Genomic DNA, 26,464 nt, shown 5'->3' on the forward strand with positions numbered 1-26,464 from the left:
TTCATCCCTGACGACGTTTGCTTCGGCAGCCAGAAGGACTGCCGACGGCGGTTTGGGCTGCGCGGAAGCTTGATGGAGATACTCCGAATCCACGTCTTGTGGGCAAATAGCCCCTCAAAAGAGGGCGACGTTTCTACGTCTTCTTGGCCAACACCGGCTGAACTGGCAGAGCGCTTATCCGCCCACTTTGATGGTATAGGTATGGAACGCGACGGGGTAGCATATCGCGTTCCCGTCCGATTTTGGAGCGAACCGTGGACAGACGGCGGAGCCTTACCGCAGATGGTCGACCTTGAACGCGCTAAACACAATGTGATTGTACTCCTGTTCGATGGAAATATGTCGTCCCCGACCGCCCGCAAGGCATGGAGTGACTACGTCGACAGATTGCACCAGAAGATGGCCGAGCGTGGCCGTGTCGACTTCTACATTCCCTTCACGACGACCGAAAACAGCAGCAGACTTGAATGCGACACACGTCGTGGCATTCTGTGTTCCGCACTCGACCGGGCATCGTTTCGCAGTCCAGATTCGCTCGTTACCCGCCTTCTCCTCCAGGTGGTGTTGACGATCAGGCAATCCTTGGCTCAACAAGCCGGAACTACGGAATCTGAACGCCTTTTTGTGAGCCACGCCAAGCTCGATGGCGACGTGGCTGCAGCGGCCATCGTCGCATATATCAAGGACCCAAAAAATAAGGTTGCACTAAACGCTTTTTACGATGCCAAGGAATTGTCCCCTGGAGACTCTTTCATCGAAGAGTTCACAAGAGAGATTAAAAAAGGAACGCTCCTAGCGATCGTGTCCGACGTCTACGACAGCAGGCCTTGGTGTATCTTCGAGCTCACCGTTGCAAAGCGAGCCAAGCGCCCAATCGTTCTAGCTGACGTCGGAAAAGTCAGGATTAGCCGCACCTATCCTTACGGCGCCAATTTGCCGCGAGTTAGGGTCAACGCGGACAGTGCCGACGAAGAATGGATAGAACCCCTTTTGGTGCAGTGTCTGTCTGAGGGCCTGCGGTGCGACCTGTTCACTCTAGAGGTGACCGAACGTGTCGGAAAAAAGGACCGTCAGAAGATGTTGCTTTTGCCTCGTCCCCCGGAACTGTTCGATATCATTGAGTGTGACTTCAAACCAACAAAGATCGTTTATCCGGACCCGCCGCTTGGCTTGCCAGAAAACGAGATCATCGCTCGCGCGATGAGTAAAGCCAAATTCAAGTCCCAGCTACAAACCCTAAGCGAGCTGACATGATACTCGACAACAAGCGTGTGCAAATTTCGCTGAGCGAGGCGCCGGATCATAGAAAACTATCGATCCCGACCCGCGAGTTTGATCGGGCGATGCTTACTATTTGCATGGCTCTGGTCCGGGCTGGCGCAAAGGTAGTTTATGGCGGCGACCTACGCCCAAACGGGTATACGTTCCGCATATTTCGACATCTCGCTCAATCATACGCCAGCCGAGGTGACGTTCCCTTCATACACGTGATCTACATGCCATCGCTCCTTTTGATGGAGTTCGATGTCCTCAGCAACGCGCTCGAAGAGCGCCAAGGCACTTGTGACACATTTGCCTGCTTGGACCGGAAGATGGTTCCCGTTTATCTCGACGGCAAATCAATCAGCTTTGGGGAAGGAAGCAATAGTCAGCGGTTCGCTGAAAGAGCTCAGTTCTTTGATTGGCAAGAAGAGCTCCGACAGCGTGCGAGGGATGACGAGATGTCGATCGCCCGAGCCACCACCGCGGACTTCGTCAATGCATGCATCACGATCGGCGGAAAAATGGGCGTACTTGCAAACAAGAGCGACCTTTATAAGGGCAAACTTCCCGGGATAATCGAGGAAGCCATCTACGTCATGAAAGAGGGAAAGCCGGTCGTTCCGCTTGGGGCATACGGTGGCGCCACACGAGATCTTGCGATCGAGTGGGGGCTTATGGATGCGGCGGAACGCGTTCCGAGGGGCGAACAAGACCCGACCTACCAGCGGGGCCTCGATGAGGCTGCCGAGCTCAAGGGGGCTATCCCGAGCGAGCTACTCGGTAAACTGAAAAGCCTGGCGCACAATGACAGAGCAGAAGACATCGCTCGCGAGGCGGTCGATGTTATCGACCAGTGGACGAAAGTCCATTGATCGTCGATCATAGCATTCGCAGTTGCTCAGGATCTTGCGCCCAATTTTCGAAGACGCGCCAGTTTTCGCGGTCGTTGGCCGGTATCGTATCGCCTCGGGTCCGGTTCACATAGATATGCCGCCCGATAATTTCGACCTTTGGATATAGATTAAGGTACTCTTCGCCGCTGAAATCCACTGCACCGTTATCAGGAAGCACTGGCAATATCGCTACCGTGCTTCGAAACCCGTCAAAATAGCCTAGCTCCCAGGGCATCCACCGGGAACGGCGCGAATTTTGCGAGTAGAGGTAAAGCAAAACGCGCGAATTTTTCATCCGCATTCTGAGCGTCTCTGCGGTCCCGGCCGTGACATAGGATCGGTCCATGCTTGGATCGACTATCCAATCCACGTAAACCGTGAGGCCTCGATCCTCTAACACTTTTTTTGCGCCCAGGACAATCTCAGCGTCCCGGATCGAATGCGAGAGAAAAACGTCGAACCTCTGGTTTGCGGCTGCCGTCTCAACGGATTCTTTTAGTATTCTCGCCGCATCCAAACTTTTCGTTACAATTCTCACGTCCGATTGCGCCGCTTTTCGAACCGTTGACTCGCGTAAATACAAATCCTTACCTCTATATGTGTCGTGGCAACATGTAGGTGCGTACAGGGCGCTGCGCTACCCGCTGGCGAGTTCAAACGAAATACTCGAGCCTCCAGGCCGAAATTGCGCTGCGATCTTGGGGAAGGAACCCGCTGAAGCAGGCTGGCGAGTCCGCCCCTCCCGGCCAAGTCCAAGTTCGAGAAGGCTGCTTTGCGACCGTCGATTAAGCTAAGCGGCTCTCGATAACAATCATCTTGCTAAACCAGTCCGCTCAGGCTTTATTTTCAGCCTCAAGCACAATTAAAGTGTTTTTGACAACCGGTCGGGTCATGCATGGCGTCCAAACAATTCGTCCAGTTTATAGCAACGTCGTCTATCATTATTGTTTTCATCGCGGGCGTTGGGCTCTCCGAACCAAATTTCATTCAGGATGTGCCGGTAAAGTCTCTTCGAGATGATCTCCTCCCAGGGCTCTACCAAGTTGCCGTGACGGGCTTACTGGAGCAATCGACGTTTTTTTCGAGCTGGTCAATCGGTTTGATCGCGGCCGGCTGGTACGTGATGCTGCACGGCATGGAGCGAAAGACGCACGTCTACATGAGCATATCGTTCGTTCTAGTCTGCCTTGCGGGACTGGCGTCGCTCTTCCTCGGTCAGCTGTTACACCAAGTCGTCATCCGCAGCATTGCCATTGGACAGGACCCAATCTTCAATCCTCAATCCGGCCAACTGATATCGTTTCAATACTGGATGACTGTTACACAGGGTGCGACCGTCGCAATCGCGGTACTCTGGAGGTTCGCGAATGACTAAGCTGCTCTTGGCAATTATCTTAGCAGGCGCCTCTTACTGCTCGCCGGCCAGCGCCACTCCCGTGCAGGTCGAGTTCTCCGCACACAGCGGTCGGTTTCGAATTCAGCGTATTGAAACTTCATTCGTCCTTTCCGATGCGCTGGGCGGTTTCTTTGGGGATGCGCTAGACATCACGCCGGGCGATTATCGCATACAGTTGATCCCCGACGTACCGTCGGATTATCAAGTGCTGTTTTTTGATATAAAGGTCGATACGAACGGCACCATCGTAAAATTGGATAGCAAGGCTCGATTCACTTCCGTAATTTGGGCGGACAAGAGGCTACCGCTGGCGAGAGCGCCTATTTCGATCAATTCCAAAGCCCGCGGATTTGTTATTTCAATCCAGGAGCCCGCTAAGGGTGACATCGCGGTGCAGCGTGTTTCTGCTCCAATTAGGGCCACGAACTGGTCGCTGAAGTTGGAGGAATCGCGGGGTCTCCCCGTCACAATAAATACAGTTCCGCAAAACGCTGAGATATGGGTAAATGAGCAGAAATATCCACTTTCGACCAACGCGCGGTTCACGATCCCTGTCAATCCGGCAAACTTGTTCGGTTCACCGACCGTCCTGCTTAGGAAACGTGGGTTTGTGAATAGCCTGATCACCATTGATACAGAGGGCGAAACCGCTGACTACACTGTCGAGTTGGAGAAGGCACCATGAAAAAGCGTCTCGCTGTCGCTGCTGTCTTGGCCTGCCTCCTTCAATCTGAAGCAAACGCCCACCGCATGACTTTTACAGACGGCTGGAGTGGAGGCAATTGTAACGATTGCGAGTTCACGATCGCGGACGGGACAATAGATGATAAAACGGTCGACGACTACCGAAAGTCCAACAAAAGCGGGCGGATATTGATCAACTCTGACGGCGGAAGCGTTCTTGGAGCGATCGTCCTCGGACGCGAATTCCGCAAAGAGGGTGTTCGCATCGAAGTTCTCCGGGCCGTGCGTGAAGGGAACGATGGTCCGTTCACGGAACAACCGGGGATATGCGAGTCGGCATGTACGTACGCTTTCATGGGCGGCGAGATGCGATCCGTTCCAGAAGGCTCAAAGTTCGGGATACACTCTTTCGCCACTCAAGCCCGAGAGGGTAACGACCCGGTGTACTCCGCAGCCGATATCACCAACGTGCAGATTTTATCGGGCGTCTTGCTAGGTCATGCCCAGGCAATGGGTGTCGATCCTATCATTGTGCAAATGGCGTCGGAGGAGCCCTCAGACTCAATGAGATACCTCACTGCCGAGGAGCTGCGTGCGCTGAGAGTTACTTGGAACCCCGCCCTTGCAGATCCTTTCCATCTTGAACCCTTCAAGAATGGCTTGGTAGCTGTCGCAGCGACAGCAGATAAGAATAGCACGGTTACCCTCTTTTGCAGCCAGCGGCGGCTTCGGCTGATGATCGCTCAACCCGTTTCGTGGACCAAAGAGGATGACAGCGCCTCAGCGTCGGTATGGCTTAAATCGATAGACGAGAAGATGGGCATTGCTTCGGGCTCGAGCCCTTTCCTTCGATTCTCGTTTCGATCTGATGGAAGATACACTTATCGGACAGTCGACTTAACAAGCGACGTCGTCGAGACGATATTGAAGATGAGAAATCTCGGCGTTGCGTTTGGGCAAGTCAGAGGCGATTTCGAAGCGGACAGTATCGTCATTCCTGTGGTCGATCTCGCCGTATTCATAAGGCTCGTTACCAAAAACTGTATCTGACATACTGTCTAGATCCGAGGTTTGATGGAACCGCGGCGCTATTGCAAGTAACTAGATTTCATGGGCGCTACCGCCCGAGGAATAGACCGCCTCCCAGCGGATTTCGCCACCAGCTCCCTTTTTCGATACTATCTGCGTAAAACCTCGCGCGAAGGTTTTCGAGCGCGGACGTCGTGTACGTGCCATTCATCAACCGCGACACCGAAATGAACCTCTCCAGCGCAAGCCACCATTCCTCGACGACGTCGGCCGCCGGAACTGATCCCGGCGCGGGACCTATGACGCGCTTGCCAGCCAACTCCACCGCCTCCCGCGCCTCTTTGTAACTCTTTGAGTGCGCTTGAACACGAAGACTGTTCGCCCTTCGCGAGACGATTTCGAAAAAAGCATCGACTGTGTTCAGCTTCCATGCACGTGACTCCTCCTCTATGAGGACCAACTCGCGCAGGATGGCCAAAACAAGCTCCCTCAGCTCCTCTGCTTCGCTAACGCCTCGTATCCTAGCTAAAGCGAATTCGCTCTCTTTCTCCAAAAACAGAAAGCGAAACCGAGAGGACAGCAATATGAACGACAGCAGGATACTCGTTCGCTTATCGCCGAAGTTCTGAAAGCTGTAGAACGGCACCAGCCACATGTAGACTGTGTGGCGGCCGTCGTAGAACTCGACCTGCTCAGTAATGATTACTCGGAAGAGCCGGCCATCCGACCCGGGCGCCTTGATAATCTGGTCGTTATCTACAGCTAGATCTGTGCGGATCGCGCTCTCTACCGCCTTTTCCATGGCCCAAATAACGTTGCCAAACGGCTGATCGCGTAACGATATTCCGTTTTTGAAAGCCTCATACGAGATAGGCTCGTCGACATCGCCAAAGATGTGTCCAAACTCCCGACGGGTCTTCGAATTAAAGGTCAGCAAAGTCTGGTTCGGAATAATTGCGTCCGGCTCCCGATTTGCGGGATTGGGCAATTCGAACTTGATGGACAGCTGCTCGCCGTCCGCGCGTTCAACGAGCCCTCTGACCTTCTCGTACAGCTCGACCTTGAAGGTTTCGTATATGACTTTGAATTTCGTTCTCTCTTCGTCGTTCAATTTCTGGTCTGGCTGAACGCCCTCGACGATTGAAAGCATAAATCTTCCTACGGGATCGGCCGCGATATCTAGATGTGACATCGCCTTCAGCTTTTTCCGGTAGCCCTCGCTCCCAAGGTCGAGATCGCTCTGCAATGGACCAATCTTTATGCCAAGAGATGCGGCCATTATCGGTGGAGGCTCCCAGAGAAAGAACGCTACAATCTCTCGTGTTGATGCCCCATTCGCGTGTTCATCACTTTCTATGAATCCTTCGAATTTACCTAGTTCCCAACCCGTATAGGAATAAGCGTTCTTCATGGTATCGGTGTAGAGCAACAAGAAGATGTTCGCCTTCCATAACTCTAAAGAAATCGCCTCCTTTATAATCTCCGCGGGCCTGAGATCACCGTCATTGAAGATCTCGACATCAGCGCCAAGATCATTCCGCAAATCCGAAAACATATGGAGAAAGGCTTCCAATAATCCTCTGTCCTCACGGGAGTAAGAACAGAATATACGGAACTCGTTGCTTTGCATCCGTCGCTCCATGAAGCTTCAAATTGCCAACCTTCGATCAAAATACCATCTTGACTGGTATATCATATTTTACTGTAGAAGCTGCAAAATTCGTCTGACAGCCGATGACAGGGTTCCGAGTGCCTCCTTTTTTGAAAACGCCGCAAGGAATGTCCCATATCTGACGGATAGGAGCGCAATGCGGACTTGAATTAATCAGAGTATGCTATCTACCCGAATTGCTAACACGCCCTGTGGCGCTGCAAGGCGGATTGCCGCAGCCCGTGGCTCTCGCTGTCACCGTCGAAAGTCGGCCTAGTGCTTTACCCGAGGTCCGCGAACCTCGGCTTGACGTCGCGAGGCAGATTTCAGATTCACGCAGCTAAACGCTTAGTCCAGTCAGGGTGCCGTCGGGATCGCAGAGGTCGGCCGAGGGTCGACGAGGTTCCGCCCGAACGGGTTTACAGCGACCAGGACGACCAAGGCCGTGAAAAGCGATGCTGCGACAATACCGCGAGACTTTGCCATGTTTCGGAACCTTGGTTTGGGACTCATTAGCAGCTGTCCAGACCGTAGGAAAAGTCCGCTGCCTTGGGGAGCAGCGGACCATATCAGCATTCTTGGGTCTGGGTAATTCGTCAAGACAACTCACTTTCTTGACGAAGCTAGAGTGCCGAAGCAAGGTTAATAAATGCTTGAGCTCCCTGCGACTGACACCACGTGGCGGCGATCGTCACTTGGCTTTTCCGATTGCCCCCTTCGTGGTACCGCTGAAGCATTCAAATTGCAGTTACAGCGAATTCAGATAGCCAACCTTTCGAAAGCCTCCGGCGGCGCGTCGTTCGCGGTCATCAACGACTTCAGTAGCTGAACCATCCAGCGCTCGACTTCCGGATCCGATATGGGAGCCGCCTGTGCCGGATCACGCTGGAGATCGTATAGCCGTGTGTCCTTTTCCAGCAGCGCACCAGGGCCATAGTTGGAATACATCGGAGATCGATTGGTTACTGGGACCTTCAACAGCGGAACTTGCTTCGTCCATTTGAACGGGGGTGCGAGGGTGCTTCCCGCTAGCTCCTCCGGTGTGAAGCGCTGCCCAATGTGGTTCGGCATCAGCGTGTATTGGAAGATTTCCTGTTCTTCCAGGTTTTCAGGAAAACGGTGGTAGGTGTAGCGACCGTCTGTGACATTCACGGCACCACCGAAATATCCGAATAGTACCGCCTCGCGATTACGATCGCTGAGTAGTGAGTACCCCTCAGTCTCCTCGGGCGAATTGACGCCGTAAAGGTCGAGGAATGTCGGCCCGACGTCCACGGACTGTGTAAGGCGGCCCACACGGCCTCGTCCCGGGTTGCGCGGATCGTGGACGAAGAGCGGAATATGGACGATCTCTTCGTACATGTTCATTCGGTTCTTCGCCCAAAAGTCGTGCTCGCCCAGCAGGAAGCCGTGGTCGGTGGTGACCACGAGCGCCGTGTCCTTCCAGAGGTCGTGCTCATCGAAATAGTCGAGTAGCTGTCCGAGGAGGAAATCGCAGAGCGAAACGATAGCGTAGTAGTTCGCACGGAGTTCCTCCGCTTCTTCCGGAAGCTCATCGACGCGACCATAACGCGGCCAGTCGCGGATCGGACCATTCCACCCAGTCTTGAAGGGCTCCTTGAAGCGTTCCGGAGCGAAGAACGGCTCGTGTGGGTCGAAGGTCTCGATCTGCAGCAACCAGTCGTCGGCATTGCGATTGGCATCGAGAAATTCCAATCCGTGCGCGAAGCATTGGACAGAGGGGAAATCCTTTTCCTCTTTGATGAACTCGCGATTGACTATGTGCGGCCCGTATTTGCTGACTGGCCCTCCTTCGGTCTGAGCGGCATGATACTTCTCGCGAAGGCGCTCCCAATGGGGCTGTACCATTGCCTTCCAGGGATCGGATTCCTGCCCACGTACGAACTCGAATGTAGAATATCGATTGTGGTAAGTCGCCCCGCCGTCCTCCCAGTAGTGATAGTGATCGGTGATGAGGTGTGAGTGGACGCCCTTCGTCTTCAGCAATTCTGGAAAGGCATTGTCAAACGGCTCAAGGGGCCCCCAACTCCGGTGGAGAAATGTCAATCGCCCAGTGAGAAGATCACGCCTTGCGGGCATGCAAGGAAGAGAGCCGACATAGTGTTTGTCGTAGACCTTCGACCTCGCGGCTAACCGATCAAAGTTCGGCGTTGGGATGCGAGTGCCGCCGTAGGCACCTAGCATGTGGCGATTGAGCGAGTCGAAAAGGACGAAGACCGTCTTCACGGATTGATCTCCCGATATTTATGAGAAAGCGGGGTCACTTTACAGCGCCCATGGTGAGACCGCGCACGATGTAGCGCTGTCCGATGAACATCATGATTAGGGCCGGAATGGTCGATAGCACGGATGCCGCAGCCATCTGGCCATATTGAACCTCATATTGTTGCGCGAACCGCGAAATGGCGACGGGGACGGTGGCCGTATGTCTGCTCGTCAGGGTCAAGGCGACTGAGAACTCGTTCCAGGAGAACACGAAAGCAAGGACGCCTGCAGCGATCAACCCGGGTACAGCGAGCGGCAGAGCGATCCTTAGGAAGATCGACGGCCTTCTACAGCCGTCGACCATGGCCGCTTCCTCGATTTCGGTCGGGATCTCTTTGAAGTAGGCCATCATCATCCAGATGGTCATCGGCAGGTTAAGGGCGATGTGCGTCAAGACAACGGCCGTCAGCGTTCCCGAAAGCCCGACCCCTCGGAAGATCAAGTACCACGGGCCGACCAGGGTGAGCGGTGGAATCATGTTGAATATGAGAGTCCAGCCGAGGAACAGGCGCGAAATGGCGACCCGGGCCTTGAAGTGCACGAGTGAGTAGGCCGCAAGGGTCCCGATCACGAGGACGCCGGCTGTCGAGCCCGACGCTACGACGAGGCTGTTCCAAACGTTGTCAGGAAAATCCGATCGACGCGAATAGAGGACGTCCGCGTAGTTGAACGCCGTTGGCTTGAAGATCCATGATCCTTGAAGGATATCGATCTCGAATTTCAAAGATTGCAGGAACACCCAGAGGAAAGGCGCCAGAATAATGAAGACACCGAGCGCCAGAAGCAGATGGCCGGCAACGCGGCTGGGACCTCGCAGATCAAGCATCCTTGGCCCTCACAAAGCGCCCTGCCCGGTGAGCGACAAAGAGGAATGAAAGAGTGGCAGCAATCACGGCGAGCGACAGCATGGAGCCATAGCCAAGATCATTCTGCTGGAAATAGACCTTGTAGAGATGCAGGCTAACGACCTCGGTTGAGGTCCCGGGACCTCCCGATGTTAGCAGGAAAATCTGATCGAACACCTTGAATGCCAGGATCGTGCGGAAGAACAGCGCGACAACGATCGTCGGCCAAATCAGGGGAATGAGGATCCGAAACACGATCGACCGGTTCGAAGCACCGTCGATGCGGGCCGCTTCGACAACGTCGCCCGGCACGGCTTCTACCGCGGCGAACAGGATGAGAAAGACGAAGGGCGTCCAGTGCCAAACATCAACGATGACCACGGAAAGAAGCGCTAGCGATGTTGACCCCAACCAATTGACTGCCGGTAGACCAACCGCGGTAATCGCCTGGTTCAGAACGCCGAAGTCGAGGCTGTACATGAGCTTCCACATGGAGCCGATGGCGACCGGCGGCATCAGGATCGGGATGATTAGGATGGTGCGGAGAGCGCCTTTTGCTTTTCCCGCAGATGAAACCAGGATTGCCAGCCCGAGGCCGAAACACACTTCGATGATGACGCTGACTAGCGCAAATACAAGCGTATTCTTGAGGGCGATGCGAAAGATGTCATCGTCGATGAGCTGCTGGAGATTGTCGGCAGCCGAAAAGCGCCAGACCTCGGCGGCGTGTTCGAACGTGATCGTCGACAGCGCCATCGCCACGAGCTCGAGGACGGGATAAACAGTCAGCAATACAAGAAACAGAGCCGCCGGGATGAGCGCTAGCCAAAAGAAATGGCGGTCCACGAAATCAGAGAGGGGACGCGTCCTCTTGATGGTTGTCGTCATGAATGGTCGCCCGACCGCCCCGAAAGCGGTCGCTCCTTCTCATCGTGTTATTCGGCGAGAGGTTCGAGCAGGCCGGTTTTCCGACCTCCCTTCTTGAAGATGGCCTCAATGTCCTTCGCAGCTTGATTAAGGGCAGCTGCCGACGACAGCTCACCGATGAGCGCCTGGTTCAATCTTAGACCCAACGCCTGATTGACGGCGGGGCCTTCGGAATAGCCGAGCAACTGCTTGCCGTATTTGATTTCCTCCTGGTAGGCAGGCATCCAGCGAAACTGCGGTCGATCCTTTAGGTCGGACGAGAAGACGTCCTCACGCACCGGAATGCCGCCACCCTCCGCGTAAGCATACTGGGCTTTGTAGGTCAGGAACCATTTGGAGAAAGCAATCGCACCCTTCTTTCCATCTTCTGAAGCGTTCTTCGGTACAGCCAGGACCCAGTTACCGATCGCCACTCCGGGCTGGGCATCAGCGCTGGCCTTCGGCAGGACCGCCGCATTGATCTTGCCGACTACAGCCGACTTCTGAGGGTCATCGAAGTTCGGGAACGCCGCTACCACGGCATGGCCCTGCTGACCTTTGCCTGTCTGCATGAGCTGGATCAGGTCGCCCTGCCCCAGCGATGCAAAATTCTGCGGACCGCAGGACTTCGAGATCTCGATGAACTTGTCGAGTGCCGCCTTCACCTGCGGACTGTTCACGGTCACAGAGAAGTCGCCGTTTTCCGCGTCCTTCTCGATCGATCCGCCGTAGGACAGCAGGTAAGCCATGAAGTCGTAGTAGATAGAGTCGCCCTTTTCGCCGCGCTGAAGATAGCCGTAGCTTTCCGGTGGGCTCTGAAGCACTTTACAATTCGCAAGGACCTCGTCGAAGGTTGTGGGAACCTTCAGGCCCTTCTCCTGGAAGACATCACCACGATAGTAAAAGAGCTGAACGTTTCCGTTCGGCGAGTAGCCCATCAGCTTGCCGGTTGTACAAGTCCGAAACTTCTTGACGTCGTCCCAGCATCCGCTGTCACCGAAGGCATAGACTGCCTTCGGCACCTGAAACTCGGGATCGATCTCGTTCAAAGGCTCGAAGAAGCCGCCCTGATAGAACTCGACTGTCGAGTTGCCGTTGACGTTCACGAGGTCGTAGGGGCTGGTGTCGCCGCTGCGAACGGCGGAACGCGCCTTCTCCAGCATGCCGTCAAACGGGGTGACTTCCAAATCGACCTTGTTGCCAGTCTGCTCCTCATAGAGTGCAACGACATTCTCGAAACCCTTGTACCAAGGGGACGCGTTGATCAGGATGGTGATCGGCTCCTGGTCGCCGACATCCAAAAAGCTGTCCTCGGCTGCAGCTTGCGTGCCGCAGATTGCCGCGACGCTGGTTGCCATTAGCATTGCAATTGTCCTGAACTTCATCGCTTCCTCCATGGATTTTATTATCCTAGAGTAAGCCGACAAATTTAGTCGTGTTAAAGAAAGCCTTTTCTATTCGTGCGCCGTTGCGAAGAACGACCGACGCTGATTTGCAGCGGTGCGAATGCTATCTTTCGTTCTCGATAACTGGGAGGAATACCTTGGACAGAACGCTGCTCGCATTCTTAGTCGTCGCGGACGAGGGAAACCTGACTTCAGCTGCGAGTAGGGTTGGATTGACGCAACCGGCACTTACAAAACTGATCCGGCGGCTCGAGCGTGACTATGACGCCATTCTCTTCGACCGAACGCCGCGCGGGATGACGTTGACGCGAGCCGGAGCCAAGCTCAGGGATCGAGCCCGCAGGATTGAGGTACATTACCGGCAGTCCCGTGAAGAGATCCGTTCGATGATCACAGGCACCCTGCCCTATTTCTCCATCGAAGCCGGAGCTGCCTACCACATGGAGATCGCACCTGATTTGACGCGCATTCTCAGCGCCGAGTTTCCCGAGACGAAAGTGCGGCTCGACTTCAACAATGCCGATTTAACGTTGCCACGACTAGTGTCCGGTGACGTCGATCTGATGCTGGGAGCAATTCAGGACCGGCCTCCGGAAGGGATCGAGACCGCCGAGATGTTCAGGGTCGAGATCGTGCCGTACTGCCGGAAATCAGATCGGTTGGCGGATCTGGAAACGGTCGACGCAAGCGACATTAGTGGTCGGCGGTGGATTACCCGTCGAGACGAAGCGATCGTCGCCCGGATGACTAGCTATTTCAGTGATCGGTGCCTGCCCGCGCCGGATGTCGCCATCGAGGTCGAAGCGCTCGCCGCAGCCTTTAGGATCGTCGCGGACTCAGAAAAGCTCACCTTGGCGCCCTTGTCTTTGACCAATGCGGCCTCCGAATTTGGTCTTGTGCCGCTTCGCCTTTCCCCGCCGATTTGGAGTTTTGGCTCGGGAGCTTGGTTTCGGGCATCGTCGCGAGAATATCCGATCATGAGGCGTGCTCTGGATCTAGTGCCTCAGCTCGTCAGCGAAACAATGGCTATTCCTGCGAGTTATGGATCAGTGGCCACGAAGTCATTTCCTCTCGCTCGTTGAAGCGCCTACGGTCCCGCAAAATTCGAATTGCGAGGTATCTCGGATGCGTAAACCCAACGTCATTGTATTCTTCACGGACCAGCAGCGCCATGACACCACCGGCGTCCACGGCAATCCCATGGGGCTGACGCCGAACTTCGATCGCCTGGCCGCCTCTGGTACACATCTCTATAACTCGTTCACCAGCCAACCTCTCTGCGGCCCTGCTCGGTCCTCGATGCAGACTGGGCAATTTGCTACCGAAACAGGCGTCTTCCGCAACGGCATTCCCTTGGCCGATGACGCCGAGACGATTGCCAGGGTCTTCGCAAACAATGGCTACAAAACCGGATACATTGGCAAATGGCATCTTGGCGGGTCGGATCCGGTACCAAAAGAGGAGCGGGGCGGGTATCAGAGCTGGCTCGCTGCCAACCTTTTGGAGTTTACCTCTGATGCCTACGATACCGTAGTTTACGATGTCGACGATCAACGAAAGAAGCTACCCGGCTACCGCGTCGACGCGCTGACCGACGCGGCCATCCGCTACTGCGACGATCACCAAAACGACCCGTTCTTCCTGTTCGTTTCATTCCTGGAGCCACATCATCAGAACCATACGGATGCTTACCCCGCGCCTGACGGCTACCGCGAGATGATGGATGCGAAGACCTGGACGCCGCCCGACCTCGCGACACTAAAAGGTACCAGCACGTGGCACCTTGGCGGGTACTATGGGATGGTCAAGCGGCTAGATGAGGCATTCGGCCGCCTCATAGACGCACTAAAGAGCCTGGGTTTGCTGGACGACACCATCGTCATGTTCACGTCCGACCACGCCTGCCACTTCAAGACCCGTAACAGCGAATACAAGCGCTCCTGCCACGAAAGTGCGGTCCGCGTTCCTAGCATGATTGTAGGCCCTGGTTTCACCGCTGGCGGTCAGGTGCGTGCGCTCTTCTCGACGATCGACGTTGCCCCCACCCTTATCGACGCCGCCGGCCTTCAGGTGCCTGACGCCATGACCGGCAAGTCGATCATGCCCGTAATCCGAGACCACCGGGCGAAGTGGCGGGACGACATCTTTTTCCAGGTGTCCGAAACCGAAACCGGCAGAGCCGTGCGCACGCATCGCTGGAAGTACGGAGTGACGTCAGCCTACGACAAGGACGAACCACGGTCAGATGTCTATAAGGAGGCCTATCTGTATGACTTGGACAACGATCCATATGAAATGGTCAACCTGGTCGGCCTGACCTCGTTCCGTGGGATATCAGATGATCTGAAGTCTCGCCTGTTACGTTGGATTTATGATGTTGAAGATGGGCACCGGCCGGAAATCCAGGACGCCAAGCCGCGCTTTCCACGCCAGTTCCGTTTGCATGCCAGCGACCTCATCGATGCGGTAGATCGAGAGCGCGATGTTGATCCGCTTGAGTGACTCGCACCAGCGGGCGCTCGGTTTTAGACACCGTCAGATGACCTCTACCCCTGACCAGAAATATTTAAGGTTGTGCAGAAACTTAGGCCCACTTGAGTTTTCCTATGCCTTCATTGTTTTACTCCCCTACGCTTCCTGAAACCGGAGGGTCGCCGAGCATAGGAGCTGCTCCCTTAGTTTCAGGATGGATCAGCTTGTGGATTCGGCAACTGAAAGTTATCCCCAGCCCCCGAACATTGTTATTCTTGCGCGGTGACGGGGCTGGAGGCTGCATGTTCAATAACAAGACCGTTTTCATTGTGGGAGCCGGCGCTAGCTTCGAGATAGGCCTTCCCGTGGGTACTGACCTCACTGGCATCATCGCGCAGAAGCTCGACATCAAGAACAACGGCAGTTGGGACGTCCACGGGGATAAGAGCCTGTTGCGGGCTGTGGCGGCCATGGCTCAAGCGACCGGGAGCTACGGACAGGCAATGAACCGCTTCTCCGATGCCGCGCAGGAAATAAGCCGCGCTATGCCCCAGGCTATTTCCATCGACAACTTCCTCCATACCCATGCCGATGATGCCGACATTGTGGCGCTTGGTAAAATGGGTATCGCTGCCAGTATTCTCGAGGCCGAACAGGCAAGCCGGATCTACCGCCAGGAACACGGTGTTTACTCGATCGATTTTGGCGCTGTCAAAAGCTGGCACAACACGTTCTGCAAGATGCTGACGGAAAATGTCCAGCGGCAAGAGGTCGAAAAGATTTTCGACAACGTAGCCTTCATCAGCTTCAACTACGATCGGTGCATCGAACACTACATGTCGGTATGGCTGTCGACCTATATGCGCATATCCTTTGCGGAAGCCTGCCGCATCTGTAACAAGCTTCAAATATTCCATCCCTACGGGCAGGTCGGAAAACTCCCGTGGCAGACCGACGATGGCGTGGGTGTTGGTTTTGGAGAACAGCTCAGCGAATACAACATCTCTAACACCGCCCGCCAAATTCGCACGTTTACAGAGCGGGTAGACGATGAGGAAATGCTCAGCCGGATGCGGAACACCGTCAGCGATGCCTCAACGATCATTTACCTCGGCTTCGCCTACGCCCGCATGAACATGGAGCTGCTGCGGGTCAACTACACCGGCACCCAGAAACGCGTCTACGGCACCACCTACTTTATGTCGGAAGCAAACAAGAAGCAGTCCATTGACCGCGTCAGCTACGCTCTGAGCTCGAAAGACTCGGGACACATGATTGTCCGCCAGACGTTTGAAAGCGTGTCGGCAAATCAGCTACTCAACGACTATTGGTACGAGCTCTCCGCATAGTCCGTGTGACCCAGTGTGCCTGACAGCGTCCAGCTCGGTTCCGCGGCCGCAAAGAACTACAGACGCTTGTGGACACTCTACGAGATCAAACAAGGAAGCCGAAGCCAAGACATATGCAGAGATCGCACAAAGCATTGGGAGGAAGATTCGATCTCATGTGGCCATCGAACTTCGTGACGAAGCCAGGTTCCAACGAAATTCAAGCGAGCGCAGCGCGACCATCTCGTAACCCTGAGATCGTTCGGTGCGCGTCGGAAAATGAACCATGCCCGTACACATATTCACCCACTGGTTCGCCTCGGATCGCGGCGGTATGCGACCGCCCCTCATCCGAAAGCAAAATTCTGTCTTGAGGGCTTGTGCTTATCCGCGTTTCGATCTTAGCATTAGTTATTGCAACAGAGACCTGTCGAATGACGGAACACTTTAATCCAAGTTATCTTCTCGGCCAGATCCAAAACGCGATCGATAACATGCTGGTTTTAGGCCAGCGAATGAACTCGCAGATCGATACGATCAGGTCGGTGGAAGCTGAGATGATCAGCCAGCACCGATCAATTGTCAGCGTTAGGGACATGATCACTTTAAAGTTCGGCCAAGTGCAACAGTCTCTAACCGGGCTTGATCTAAGGGCTGACGCACTGTTTGAAAGGCTCAACGAGATTGAAGTCCGGGTCGAACGAGCTTTCGACAGAATCGGCGCGGCGGAGACAGAGGCAGTCGCCGTTCAAAACCTGATCTTAAGCGCCGCGCAAGCTAACCTGCAAACCAGTCTCACATTAGGCGAGGTCACAAAACGCGTCGTGGCTGTCGAACAAAAAATCCAAGCTTGAAATCACACCCCGGCAGTTTGTGCCGGGGTGTATTTCGCTCACGCTCCGCAACGCGAAGTTTTCTGCAGCCCCATCTGGCGGCAACTAGCGTCCCCGTTGAAACAACGCGTCTGCGGCGTTTCATCTTATGTGCAAAGAAGGGACGCTGTCATCAGATGTCGGGTTGAAGTGGCCGTTTCTGCTGTTTCCTAAAGTCTGGTAACTACCGCCAGTCTGTAAGTTCATTACGAGCATGTCATCAGCAAACGGGGGCTTCTCGCTTTTCAACGGAATTCTGCCTTTCAAGCAATTTCATGGAAAACCCTAGCTTCCACAAGGTGCGCTTTTAAGGACACAGCAGATCCATCTTGGCCGATAACCTCCCGGGTACGGTCGTTTCCCACGACGTATCTCGTCGGGCAGGTTGGGAACTCGCTGGGCCGCGTGGGTATCGTCATTCGTTATCGAGTCATCGCGGAGCAGCGAAGCGAAAACCGCGATGGCAAGAGCATGGCCAATATTCTTTTGCTCGTCAGCTCTGTTGATCAAACAGAGCTTGCGTGGGTTTGGCACCGAGCGGACGTTGGCTGCACCTCTACCGCTGACATCGTGGTGCAAAAGGAAAGGATAGCGAAACTAAAAATGGGTTTACAAGCTCTCGGATTAGGGTTTCCATTGATTAGACGCAGTCCTCCGAACTCATATGTCATACTGAACCGCACCGGGTTTGCCGGAGGCTCCAACTTCTGAGAGAGTGGAGCCGATATGAGCAAGACAACGAACAAGTTTTCACCTGAAGTCCGCAACCGTGCGATCCGTATGGTGCTGGATCACGAGGCAGAGCACCCGTCGCGGTGGGCGGCCGTTTCATCTATTGCGGGCAAGATCGGTTGCTCGCCAGCCACGCTGCATGAATGGGTGAAGAAGACTGAGGTCGACAGCGGCAAACGAGCAGGCTTGCCAAGCGACGCGGCCGAGAAGATGAAGGCTCTGGAGCGGGAGAACCGCGAGCTTCGTCAGGCCAACGAGATTTTGCGCAAGGCGTCTGCTTATTTCGCGATGGCGGAGCTCGACCGCCCCTTCAAACGATGATCTCGTTCATTGACGAACACCGTAGCGTGTTCGGGGTCGAGCCGATCTGCAGGCTTTTGCCGATTGCCCCATCAACCTACTACGAGAACGTTGCCAAGCGCCTGGATGTGGACCGCCTGTCGGTTCGCGCCCGCAGCGATATCGGCATGAAGATCGAGATACGCCGGGTGTTCAATGAGAACTTCCAGGTCTACGGCGTTCGCAAGGTCTGGCGGCAGTTGCAACGAGAAGGCTACGACATCGCCCGCTGCACGGTCGCTCGGCTTATGAGGTCGATGAGCCTGCAGGGGATTATTCGAGGAAAGCCGGTCCGCACGACATTCTCGGACAAGGCAGCCCCGAGCCCGCTTGACCGGGTAAACCGCCAGTTCAAAGCCCCAGCACCAAACAGGCTGTGGGTTTCGGACTTCACCTATGTCGCGACCTGGCAAGGTTTCGTCTACGTGGCCTTTGTGATCGACGTCTTTGCTCGGCGCATCGTTGGCTGGCGGGCGAGTCGGACGGCACATGCGAGCTTTGTCCTCGATGCCCTTGAACAGGCACTTCATGATCGGCGTCCCGTTCATGGCGGCGGGCTCGTGCACCATTCGGACCGGGGCGTTCAATACGTGTCCATCCGCTACTCCGAGCGGTTGGCCGAAGCTGGCATAGAGCCTTCTGTCGGAAGCGTCGGCGACAGTTACGACAATGCCCTCGCCGAAACGATCAACGGCCTCTACAAGGCCGAGGTCATTCATCGGCGCGGACCATGGAGGAACTTCGAAGCGGTGGAATTCGCCACTTTGGAATGGGTCGACTGGTTCAACCACCGACGACTTCTGGAGCCTATCGGAAACATACCGCCAGCCGAGGCTGAAGAACGCTACTACGCCATGCTGGACGAACCAGCTATGGCCGCATAACTCAAACCAAATGGCCTCCGGCAAACCCGGTGCGGTTCAACGCGATCTAATCCTGACGCTACTTGGGAATGGACGCAGCGGCCAACGAGCTTCGAGTCTCTTTGAAGAAGAGGTAGTGAGCTCTAAGCAGATCCGCTGATGCATGGTGCTCGATGACGCATCCCGCGAACTTTGCGTAGGTCGATCTCTCGAGTTCGGTCGCCACCAGCACTCTGCTGGTCTTTGGGTGGATCGCGATCAGAAACTTGTCGAAAAGCGTGTGAAGGTCGGCGCGAAGTATCAGACCATTTGTGGGCTCGTTTCTCAGAGCGACGTCTTCGGAGAACGGCACAATATGAGCGGCTTCCAGCACCGCCTGCACGCTACAGCGGCTGATTGGACACCGCCCCTTATAGAGCTTGATCAACTCGGCACGGAATGCCGCTTGTTCTGGTCGCGCTTCCTGCATCATGAATCGGCGTTGGAATCCGTCCAGCACGGCAGCTCGATCGCTCTCAAGAGCCCGCTCCTCTGTAGACATGTACTGCGTCGTGGCGAGCAGGGCTGTGCGATTTACGACGTACGCAGCAACGACATCGCGAAATTCCTGCAGCTCAGGCGCGGTCAGTTCGTAGCTTCGTAGGTGCCGGTGGCTCAGTATGTGGTCGATAACATCGCTGCCTGACGACCCACCCGGCCAACCTCGGAGCCGATAGTGTGGCTTGATGAGACGAACATTCATAAGGATCGCAGTTGTTTCGGTCTCACCCACTGAGACATCCGATGCAAATCCCTCCGCCGTGAGGCCAAGACCGCCGCCAAACAGCGGATCCTCATGACACCAAATGATAAGGGCATCGCCGTTCGAGACCGATGAGCCTTTGCCGCCGGCAATCAATGATGGGTTTGGGAAACGTACGCGAATTCCTTCCCATTGCGAGGCATCAACGGGTCGCGGTTCAGCATCACCCAAGTGAAGTTCGCAATTGATTTTAAGAAGGTATGTTCGCATCGTCGCTCCTCATGGGGGAGCACAACAATCGCGACGGTTGCTTCCCTCAATATTTTCCGATCATTACTCAATCTCAGCTTGATTCGCCAACCACATTCGCAGAAGCATAACTTGGGAGGCATCTACGGCGGTGGTTTCAGATCAACAGCCCTTGCATCGGCAGCTGCACGCTCCACTCGTCCTGATCGTCGTAGTGAGCGAGGACGGCCGGGAGCGCTTGGCCTTCCTCGCTGGCGTAAATTGGGGCGGCTACAAAGCCAAGGTCAAACGTCGCCTCGCCCGGAACGATATTGAGTGACGAGCAGAGTTCTCTGACCGCAATCGTTCCTAGTTCTTCAAGAGCAATCGTAAGAGAACGAGCTTTTGGGTGGTTAATTTCCTGGAGAGCGCTGATGATCTCCTCGATACGCAATTGAAAGGCCATGACGTAATCTCGCTTTTAATTCCTTCAGTCTGGTTTCTCGACTATGCAAGGGACAAACGGATGACGGATGAGATCTCGTTCGTCAGATCGGAACGGAACCAAGCTGTCGAATTTGCTGCAGAATTCCGGTCACGCTTTCGGGTCTCCCCGCGGCAGTCGATGAAAAAAACGGCCGATGAGTGTTTCCATACAAAGAACCGACAGTCCGCCGACCCTGAGTCAAAACACCAATCACTGAAGACGTTGATTTCAAGTACGCTCAAATTCGGCAGCGATTTCGAACGGAGCGCGTGCAGGTCTGAGTCGACCAATTGGTATCGCGTGGTTAATTCGCGCAAGAATAGCACTGCCGTTCGGACCGAGCGCAAAGTTTTCTGCTAACGCGACCGTAATGTGACGGGGACACCATGACATCGCCGCTCTACCGGCAGGCCCAGCCCGTGAGATCTCGGGGAATCGATCTCGACTTCTCTACACTCGGCGAAGGGGTAGTTCGCCCTGCTTTGAACTTCGGACAGTGTTCAATGCCTGGTCGCCAGTCAAAGCGGTCAGCTAATCTGTTCACCGAGGAGTCTCGTGCCGCGATGCTTGATCCCGGTTAACGTTTGGCGAGCGATTTTCAACCCTTGCCTCATGTACACGACATGCCTCTACATCAGATGGGGAATAGGACGCCAAACGCCCGTCCCTAATACGCCTTCGTACATTGAAAGTTGGATCGCCTCGAACCGGCTTGTCCCCCAAGATCATAGCCGCCGCCAACGGAGAAAGGGTTACCTCGTAAGGCAGCGGTACATCAAATTGCAACGCGATCTCCTCGATTGTATCCCCTTCTTCAAGTTCGAGCATTTCGACCGCTGCCGCCGTTGTCAAAAAGCCCGCTGACCAAGCAGACAAGACATCATAGTCTGTCACCGGCGCGATTGGATTGTAATCGCCGATCAGGTAATAGTCCGGTCGCGGCATAACCTGATCCAGACCTCGCAAAACAGCCAAGTTTGCATCGCTATACTCAAAGCCGCCGTCTTCCGTTTCCAGGCGACGAGCCGCTTCGAATTGCTCGTTGGCGGATGCCAATTCATCCATGAGCAATCGTAGCTGCGCGTGGGCAACTGAGTAACATTGGTGAGCGCTTTTGTCGCCATATGCATTCGCTTCAAGGGCGATTGAGGCGACGAGATCCATAAGTTCTGCGATCGACGTCCAGAGGCAATCGAAATTCCGTACCCCCCGTTGCCGTTTGCTCCTGCGGAGCTGGGGGCGAACCCGTGCCTCAAGTTCTCGAATGCGGCGCCGTCGAACCAGTTCGTCTGGTGGAGCGAATCCGTGTCGTCCGGCCAGGCTCAGAACATCCCGGGTCGTAGACTTCAGAATAAGAGCCGCTGTCGAAAGGTCGATGTCTGCTGCACTCCAAAGACGGAGAACCTCTAGCTGCCCCTCCAAGGTGTTGATATTGATGTCGAATGGGAACTTCATCACCAATCATCCTCCCCCGTATGGTCCGGCGAGACGCCAGGCATGTTCGCGGCAACCTGATCAGCTCCTGTCTTGGTCGCTATCGCTTTCAGTTCGAGATCGGCAAAGTAGGGCCGCTCGATCCCATACACATCCAACCTCGTGATAACCTCCTCGGCCGTTACGCTTAAACGTTCCAGCACGTTCGCCAGGCTCAAGGCTCCAAGAGACCAGCCTTCAAGAGTCGTTCTCTCGTAGTCTGGGTGGCTCTTTTCAAAACGGCTGCGGTCGGTAAATCTGTGGAAATCAATCGCTTTCAGGATGCATTGGATCGCATCATCATCGCTCATGTACCCGGCTTCGAAGCCAGTTGGGCTCGGCCAAGCCTCTTCGTACCACCAAACGGCACATTTATTACCTATCGCGTCGCCGCCTGCCTCGAACCGCCAGTGGGCGCCTCTGGCACGGAAATAGAAATAGAGGCCGTCGAATTCGCCCTCCGCCTGAACCGGGCAAAATCCCGCAAGCTCATCTAACCTGAAGCTTTCAGTCTGCTCCAGCCGGGATCGTGTTTCTGGCCGCAGATGAAGGCGATGCAGGTTGAACGGCCCATCCGGGTCCGACTGAAAATTCAAATCAAAACCAATCGAACGAACCGCTTCGAATAGTCTATAGAGCTTCGCGTCGCCTGCTGGCCGCCAACATACACCGTTTCGAACAAAGCCCTCTTCATCCACTACACCTTCGATGCCCCGGCGTTGTTCGTCCGAGATGTCGGGCAGCGTCACGACGTATGTCGGACTTCCATTATCCCATTCGGTCCGCAAATAAATAACAGATCTATCCATCGCTTCTCTCCTCGGTGTCTGCAACGGAGGTTTCAATTACAAAGCCTGGACGGAAGCCGTTGCTGCCCTCGTGAAGGTATCCCCGCGGGTTGCACAGAACGCGGGTATCGCCCTCAACGTAGTCGGCGTGGCGATGGATGTGACCATGGATCCAAAAGTGAGGCTTTCTCCGCCGAATGATTTCGGTCAGGTCCGAGGCGAAAGCCGCATTGGTAACCTGTCCGGCGAAGCGTGGATCGAGCGACCTCCGGGAAATCGCATGATGAGTGAGCACCATGCTTGTCCCAGTGAAAGGCTTCCCAAGCTCCCCATCGATGAAAGCTCGGCTGTCCCAATGGCGAATGATCATCTCGTCGGGTTCAAGGAGACTATCTACGCCTAGCAACGGGTCGACGCGATGAATGAGCCGGAAATCCAATAGGTACCTCATAGACTCCTGGATCGCCAATCGCCGACGTTCGTCCACGGGCAGATGGCCATACTCGTGGTCTACGATTTCGAAATCCGTCCACAGTGTGCTGCCAATGACGCGTAAATCATTCTTCTCGAAGGTGCTATTTTCGAGAAGGTGGACATTCGTTCCCGCAGTCCACTTTCGTGCGTATTCCAGGGCGCTGTCGATGGACGAACCATAGTAATCGTGATTGCCCAGCGTGAGGACCACGGGCATATGGGGCGCGATTTCGTTGTGAAGGAAATCGATTGACCGCTCCACGTTGTCGGAGATGTCACCAGCGCAGATGCAGATATCAGCCCTTGGAATGATCAGCGGCCGTCGGTGCAGCAGATCCAGCCGAGAGGAGTGAATGTCACTAATGATCCAGGCCTTCATTGCCGCACCTCCGACGGGCTTTCTGGCGTAGCGTTGTTGATATCGCGGCCGTTAAATTGGACATCCCTGGAATGGCGCGAACTCATCTTGGCAGCTGGCGTGTCGAGCTCCATTTCAATGCATAACTCCTTGAACCGCTCGGCCGCCACGAAACCAACGCGCTCCAGCTCGCTGGCCACAGCAAGAAGCACAGCGCGGTTCACGGTGACGATCTTCTCGGCGCGGGCAAGCTCCTGCCGAAGGATTTTTTCCACACGCGAAATCGGCCAGGAGGCACTTGAAGCCCCGAACGCTTGCCAAGCCTCACTTCCAAAATGGTGCAATCTGCTACCCATCCCGAAACGGGTCTCCAGCTGCAGTGCGAGGTCCGTGGCGACGGCGAGGTCGCTTGTCGGTCCGATACCAGCACCGTCCCCATGGCTCCCAACAATCACCCGCTCGGCTGCAATCCCACCAAGCCGGAAGCAAATGTCGTCGAGCAGTCGCTGCGAGTTTCGCACCCTGAGCGCGGGCATGAAAAACCGCGCCTGCCCACCAGACTGAACTGCAAAACGCGGGTTAACCTGGCGCGAGATTGAAAGACTGTCGAACTCTCCGATCTTCACGGCAACGCCGACTAGAGCGTGACCGGCCTCGTGGATCGCGACATTCCGCCGAAAGACCCCTTCGACAGGAATCAACGGCGGCAGTTCAGACATAAGATCGGAGAGCCCCAAAGCGCGATCTTCTCTTCTGGCCAGTTTCTTCGCATCTCGAACCATACGCGCAAGGTCTGCTCCAACCATTCCTTCCGTGGCTGGACCAATCAGATGAAGGTCGGAGGGTGTGTTATCAGCCAGCATCTGAGTAACGATGGCAACGCGATCCGCCTCATTTGGCATCCCGATCGCAACGTGGCGATCGAGCCTCCCTGGTCGGCGGACTGCGGCATCGATCTTGTCGACGTAGTTTGTAGCCCCGATGACGACTAGGCCGTCACGGTGTGCGGACCCGTCCAATGCCTCTAGCAGCGCGTTCACGACCTGGATCGAGTAAGAAGCGTACTCGCCGGAGAACGTTTCACGATTTCCGATGGAATCGAGTTCATCCAGCAGCAGGATCGTAGGCGCCATGTCGATGGCTAGAGAGAAATCTGCTCGCATCGCTTTAAGCAGGTCGCCGAGATGACCCTTTGCCTGCCATTGAACGACCGACGTCGCTAAAAAATTGACGCCACAGTAATCGGCAAGGGCCCTGGCGAAGATCGTCTTCCCCACACCGGGCGGCCCACTGAGAAGAAGTCCGCGATCAACGTCTGACCATTTCAGCTTTCCAGTTCTCCACGCTTCTAGGTCTGATGCCAGCTGTACGCCCCACTCTTTGGCCGGACCGTAACCATGAAGTTCATCGAGCCGAAAGCCACGCTCGACGATTGGGCGCTTTTCAGGAGCTTCAGGCAACACTGCCTCCAGTCGCCGGATGGCGTCGGGGGCCGAGCCTGCGCGTCGGAGAGCCGCGAGCATAAGCTCCCACGGGAAGCTCAGCAGCCTGTTAGCCTGCTTCGCGGTGACCCTGATCCTAAGTACGTGCAAGCACGCTTCTCGAAGGTCATCTTCTGTGACGGGATCGATTTTGATGACAGCGTCCAGAGTCACCGAGACAATCGATGGCAGCGTTTTGACCTCGGTGAGAACGATCGCTCTATCTCTCCCGGCGCATTTCTCCGAGAACTCTGCTTTCACACGATCGGCCTTGTCACTCGCGCTGACGATCGCATAGCCAACTTTATCCCAACCGTCTCGATCAACTTCCCCAAAGAGGTATGCGACTGCGCAGGCTTTATATTCTTCGGCCTTCCGGCCAGGCGGTACGACTAGAGCGATGACGCCAGATCCTCCTTCCTTGAAGACAGGCGTCTGGTCGAGTGCTCGTTCAAATGTCCGGTAGAGTGCATAATGCTTGACGAAGGAATTGATCTTCTCATTTTTGGTGCCGATAGGCATGACGTGTCCTCCGCTGCCCGGGAGCAGCGTCAAAAAAGGCAGGGAAATTTGTGATCGATCAGTCGCGGCGGCGACGAACTATCGTCTCTGGTCCAATCAGACGATCGTCGAGATCCATCGCGATAAATCGCTGGAGGAAAAGCGAGGCGAGGCCCGCGACGGGCTTGGTTTCGCGGAAGATCATGAGAGCTTCCGAAACGGTGAGGCTGGAATACTCGTCGAGTGCTGCGAGCAAACGAATGCGGTCAGACAACGCCGCATCATGGCGGGCGTAGCGCAGGAGATCTTTGGCGTTCTTCAAGCGGACTGAAGGTAGCGCTGAGCGATCGATGATCTCGTAGGTCAGCCCGTCCATGGCCGAGCTAGAGCGTACCCAATCTGGCAGACCTTCTTCGCGAAACCCGTCAACTAAAAATGCTCGATCTGCATGGCGCACCAGGAAATCGGGTCGATACAACAGCTTCCCGTTCGTCAGCGCATGTGACTGGCATGACCAGGAAACCACGTCGTCATCGACGTCTAACAGGCACCCAATATCGCGAGCAAGCTGGTCGCGAAACAACACCGGTCCGACGCATCGAACTGTGCTCAGCGGGTAAAGAACTTGAATAGGTGTGGACTGCGCTGGAGAGCGCGTTGAAAGGATGCTCATCATGAACCCTCTGAAAAGACACAGTGACTAGATCCCAAAAAGGGATGTCAGCGTGCTATTCGTATGAAGGTGCGAGCGATCTGGGTCATGGCGGAACAGATAAAGAACACCGATCAATTTGTCAATCACGAAATCGCCGTTCTCGCCTGTTCCTTGCTTGGGGGGCGGTGAGTTGCGGCTGACGGCGAATTGAGCGCATGCTCTAGATATCGCGTCTAGAACCAGTGACATTAAATACCTTTCGCCCACCAATTCCCCAATCGTCGGCACGGCCGAAACTATTCGTAGCATGGC

At 55.2% G+C, this 26,464-nt stretch carries 24 protein-coding genes and 1 other annotated feature; of the genes, 11 read left to right on the forward strand and 13 right to left on the reverse strand.

The window, feature by feature from the left end; genetic code table 11:
• The first annotated feature begins 282 nt into the window (after positions 1 to 282).
• On the forward strand, positions 283 to 1,254 hold the full coding sequence (locus tag ACEN84_RS31205; RefSeq protein ID WP_413711815.1) for a TIR domain-containing protein: 972 nt from the start codon (positions 283 to 285) through the stop codon (positions 1,252 to 1,254).
• Complete coding sequence (locus tag ACEN84_RS31210; RefSeq protein ID WP_413711816.1) at positions 1,251 to 2,135, forward strand: hypothetical protein; 885 nt, start codon at positions 1,251 to 1,253, stop codon at positions 2,133 to 2,135. Before ACEN84_RS31205 ends, ACEN84_RS31210 begins: the two co-directional genes overlap by 4 nt.
• Before the next feature lie 7 nt (positions 2,136 to 2,142).
• Here ACEN84_RS31210 and ACEN84_RS31215 read toward each other — a convergent pair whose 3' ends face one another.
• Positions 2,143 to 2,739, reverse strand: a complete 597-nt coding sequence (locus tag ACEN84_RS31215) for a toll/interleukin-1 receptor domain-containing protein (protein ID WP_413711817.1) — start codon at positions 2,737 to 2,739, stop codon at positions 2,143 to 2,145.
• A gap of 312 nt (positions 2,740 to 3,051) precedes the next feature.
• On the opposite strand from ACEN84_RS31215, the gene ACEN84_RS31220 reads away from it, so the two are divergent.
• From ACEN84_RS31220 to ACEN84_RS31230, 3 genes are read left to right on the forward strand one after another with little or no spacing between them, the layout of a single operon-like run.
• On the forward strand, positions 3,052 to 3,531 hold the full coding sequence (locus ACEN84_RS31220; protein WP_413711818.1) for a hypothetical protein: 480 nt from the start codon (positions 3,052 to 3,054) through the stop codon (positions 3,529 to 3,531).
• Positions 3,524 to 4,237, forward strand: coding sequence for a hypothetical protein (locus tag ACEN84_RS31225; RefSeq protein WP_413711819.1), 714 nt, complete (start codon positions 3,524 to 3,526; stop codon positions 4,235 to 4,237). Before ACEN84_RS31220 ends, ACEN84_RS31225 begins: the two co-directional genes overlap by 8 nt.
• Positions 4,234 to 5,286: a hypothetical protein gene (locus ACEN84_RS31230; RefSeq protein ID WP_413711820.1), complete on the forward strand. Its 1,053-nt coding sequence runs from the start codon at positions 4,234 to 4,236 to the stop codon at positions 5,284 to 5,286. Before ACEN84_RS31225 ends, ACEN84_RS31230 begins: the two co-directional genes overlap by 4 nt.
• Before the next feature lie 67 nt (positions 5,287 to 5,353).
• Here the strand turns inward: ACEN84_RS31230 and ACEN84_RS31235 are convergent, their stop codons facing one another.
• The 5 genes from ACEN84_RS31235 to ACEN84_RS31255 form a co-directional block, all read right to left on the reverse strand.
• Positions 5,354 to 6,895, reverse strand: coding sequence for a hypothetical protein (locus ACEN84_RS31235; RefSeq protein WP_413711821.1), 1,542 nt, complete (start codon positions 6,893 to 6,895; stop codon positions 5,354 to 5,356).
• Between the two features lie 780 nt (positions 6,896 to 7,675).
• Complete coding sequence (locus ACEN84_RS31240; RefSeq protein WP_413711822.1) at positions 7,676 to 9,163, reverse strand: sulfatase; 1,488 nt, start codon at positions 9,161 to 9,163, stop codon at positions 7,676 to 7,678.
• A 34-nt stretch (positions 9,164 to 9,197) separates the two neighbouring features.
• Complete coding sequence (locus tag ACEN84_RS31245) at positions 9,198 to 10,028, reverse strand: carbohydrate ABC transporter permease (protein WP_413711823.1); 831 nt, start codon at positions 10,026 to 10,028, stop codon at positions 9,198 to 9,200.
• Positions 10,021 to 10,935 (reverse strand): carbohydrate ABC transporter permease, encoded by a 915-nt coding sequence (locus ACEN84_RS31250; protein ID WP_413711824.1) that lies wholly within the window; start codon positions 10,933 to 10,935, stop codon positions 10,021 to 10,023. The genes ACEN84_RS31245 and ACEN84_RS31250 overlap by 8 nt, the downstream gene beginning before the upstream one ends.
• Positions 10,936 to 10,982: 47 nt before the next feature.
• Positions 10,983 to 12,350: an ABC transporter substrate-binding protein gene (locus ACEN84_RS31255; RefSeq protein WP_413711825.1), complete on the reverse strand. Its 1,368-nt coding sequence runs from the start codon at positions 12,348 to 12,350 to the stop codon at positions 10,983 to 10,985.
• A gap of 146 nt (positions 12,351 to 12,496) precedes the next feature.
• Here ACEN84_RS31255 and ACEN84_RS31260 point away from each other — a divergent pair, with 146 nt between their 5' ends.
• The 6 genes from ACEN84_RS31260 to ACEN84_RS31285 all read left to right on the forward strand — a co-directional run bounded on the left by ACEN84_RS31260 (position 12,497) and on the right by ACEN84_RS31285 (position 18,986).
• Positions 12,497 to 13,441: a LysR family transcriptional regulator gene (locus tag ACEN84_RS31260; protein ID WP_413711826.1), complete on the forward strand. Its 945-nt coding sequence runs from the start codon at positions 12,497 to 12,499 to the stop codon at positions 13,439 to 13,441.
• A 43-nt stretch (positions 13,442 to 13,484) separates the two neighbouring features.
• Positions 13,485 to 14,861, forward strand: a complete 1,377-nt coding sequence (locus tag ACEN84_RS31265; RefSeq protein WP_413711827.1) for a sulfatase-like hydrolase/transferase — start codon at positions 13,485 to 13,487, stop codon at positions 14,859 to 14,861.
• A gap of 272 nt (positions 14,862 to 15,133) precedes the next feature.
• Complete coding sequence (locus ACEN84_RS31270; protein WP_413711828.1) at positions 15,134 to 16,180, forward strand: hypothetical protein; 1,047 nt, start codon at positions 15,134 to 15,136, stop codon at positions 16,178 to 16,180.
• Between the two features lie 413 nt (positions 16,181 to 16,593).
• Positions 16,594 to 17,013, forward strand: a complete 420-nt coding sequence (locus tag ACEN84_RS31275) for a hypothetical protein (protein ID WP_413711829.1) — start codon at positions 16,594 to 16,596, stop codon at positions 17,011 to 17,013.
• A 423-nt stretch (positions 17,014 to 17,436) separates the two neighbouring features.
• The gene (locus ACEN84_RS31280) at positions 17,437 to 17,742 is read left to right on the forward strand and encodes a hypothetical protein (RefSeq protein WP_413711830.1); all 306 of its coding nucleotides are present in this window, start codon (positions 17,437 to 17,439) and stop codon (positions 17,740 to 17,742) included.
• A 15-nt stretch (positions 17,743 to 17,757) separates the two neighbouring features.
• A protein-coding gene (locus tag ACEN84_RS31285) for an IS3 family transposase (protein WP_413711831.1) occupies positions 17,758 to 18,986 on the forward strand; the annotation gives its coding sequence in 2 pieces (ribosomal slippage) (positions 17,758 to 18,052 and positions 18,052 to 18,986; 1,230 coding nt in all).
• Positions 18,039 to 18,155, forward strand: a sequence feature (AL1L pseudoknot). Its footprint overlaps the gene before it by 117 nt.
• A gap of 58 nt (positions 18,987 to 19,044) precedes the next feature.
• Here ACEN84_RS31285 and ACEN84_RS31290 read toward each other — a convergent pair.
• From ACEN84_RS31290 to ACEN84_RS31320, 7 genes are all read right to left on the reverse strand, one after another.
• The gene (locus tag ACEN84_RS31290; protein WP_413711832.1) at positions 19,045 to 19,977 is read right to left on the reverse strand and encodes an HNH endonuclease; all 933 of its coding nucleotides are present in this window, start codon (positions 19,975 to 19,977) and stop codon (positions 19,045 to 19,047) included.
• 136 nt (positions 19,978 to 20,113) lie between these two features.
• Positions 20,114 to 20,401: a hypothetical protein gene (locus ACEN84_RS31295; RefSeq protein ID WP_413711833.1), complete on the reverse strand. Its 288-nt coding sequence runs from the start codon at positions 20,399 to 20,401 to the stop codon at positions 20,114 to 20,116.
• 561 nt (positions 20,402 to 20,962) lie between these two features.
• Positions 20,963 to 21,877 carry a hypothetical protein gene (locus ACEN84_RS31300; RefSeq protein WP_413711834.1) on the reverse strand — a complete coding sequence of 305 codons (915 nt, stop codon included), beginning with the start codon at positions 21,875 to 21,877 and terminating at the stop codon, positions 20,963 to 20,965.
• Entirely contained in the window at positions 21,877 to 22,704 is an 828-nt protein-coding gene (locus ACEN84_RS31305) for a hypothetical protein (RefSeq protein WP_413711835.1), read from the reverse strand. Before ACEN84_RS31305 ends, ACEN84_RS31300 begins: the two co-directional genes overlap by 1 nt.
• A complete protein-coding gene (locus tag ACEN84_RS31310; RefSeq protein ID WP_413711836.1) occupies positions 22,697 to 23,536 on the reverse strand; it encodes a metallophosphoesterase in 840 nt (279 codons plus the stop codon). The genes ACEN84_RS31305 and ACEN84_RS31310 overlap by 8 nt, the downstream gene beginning before the upstream one ends.
• Positions 23,533 to 25,518: an AAA family ATPase gene (locus ACEN84_RS31315; protein WP_413711837.1), complete on the reverse strand. Its 1,986-nt coding sequence runs from the start codon at positions 25,516 to 25,518 to the stop codon at positions 23,533 to 23,535. The genes ACEN84_RS31310 and ACEN84_RS31315 overlap by 4 nt, the downstream gene beginning before the upstream one ends.
• Positions 25,519 to 25,576: 58 nt before the next feature.
• Positions 25,577 to 26,173: a hypothetical protein gene (locus ACEN84_RS31320; RefSeq protein WP_413711838.1), complete on the reverse strand. Its 597-nt coding sequence runs from the start codon at positions 26,171 to 26,173 to the stop codon at positions 25,577 to 25,579.
• Positions 26,174 to 26,464 lie beyond the last annotated feature (291 nt).

The organism is Rhizobium sp. Rhizsp82, assembly GCF_047325115.1.
Taxonomy (GTDB): Bacteria; Pseudomonadota; Alphaproteobacteria; order Rhizobiales; family Rhizobiaceae; genus Rhizobium.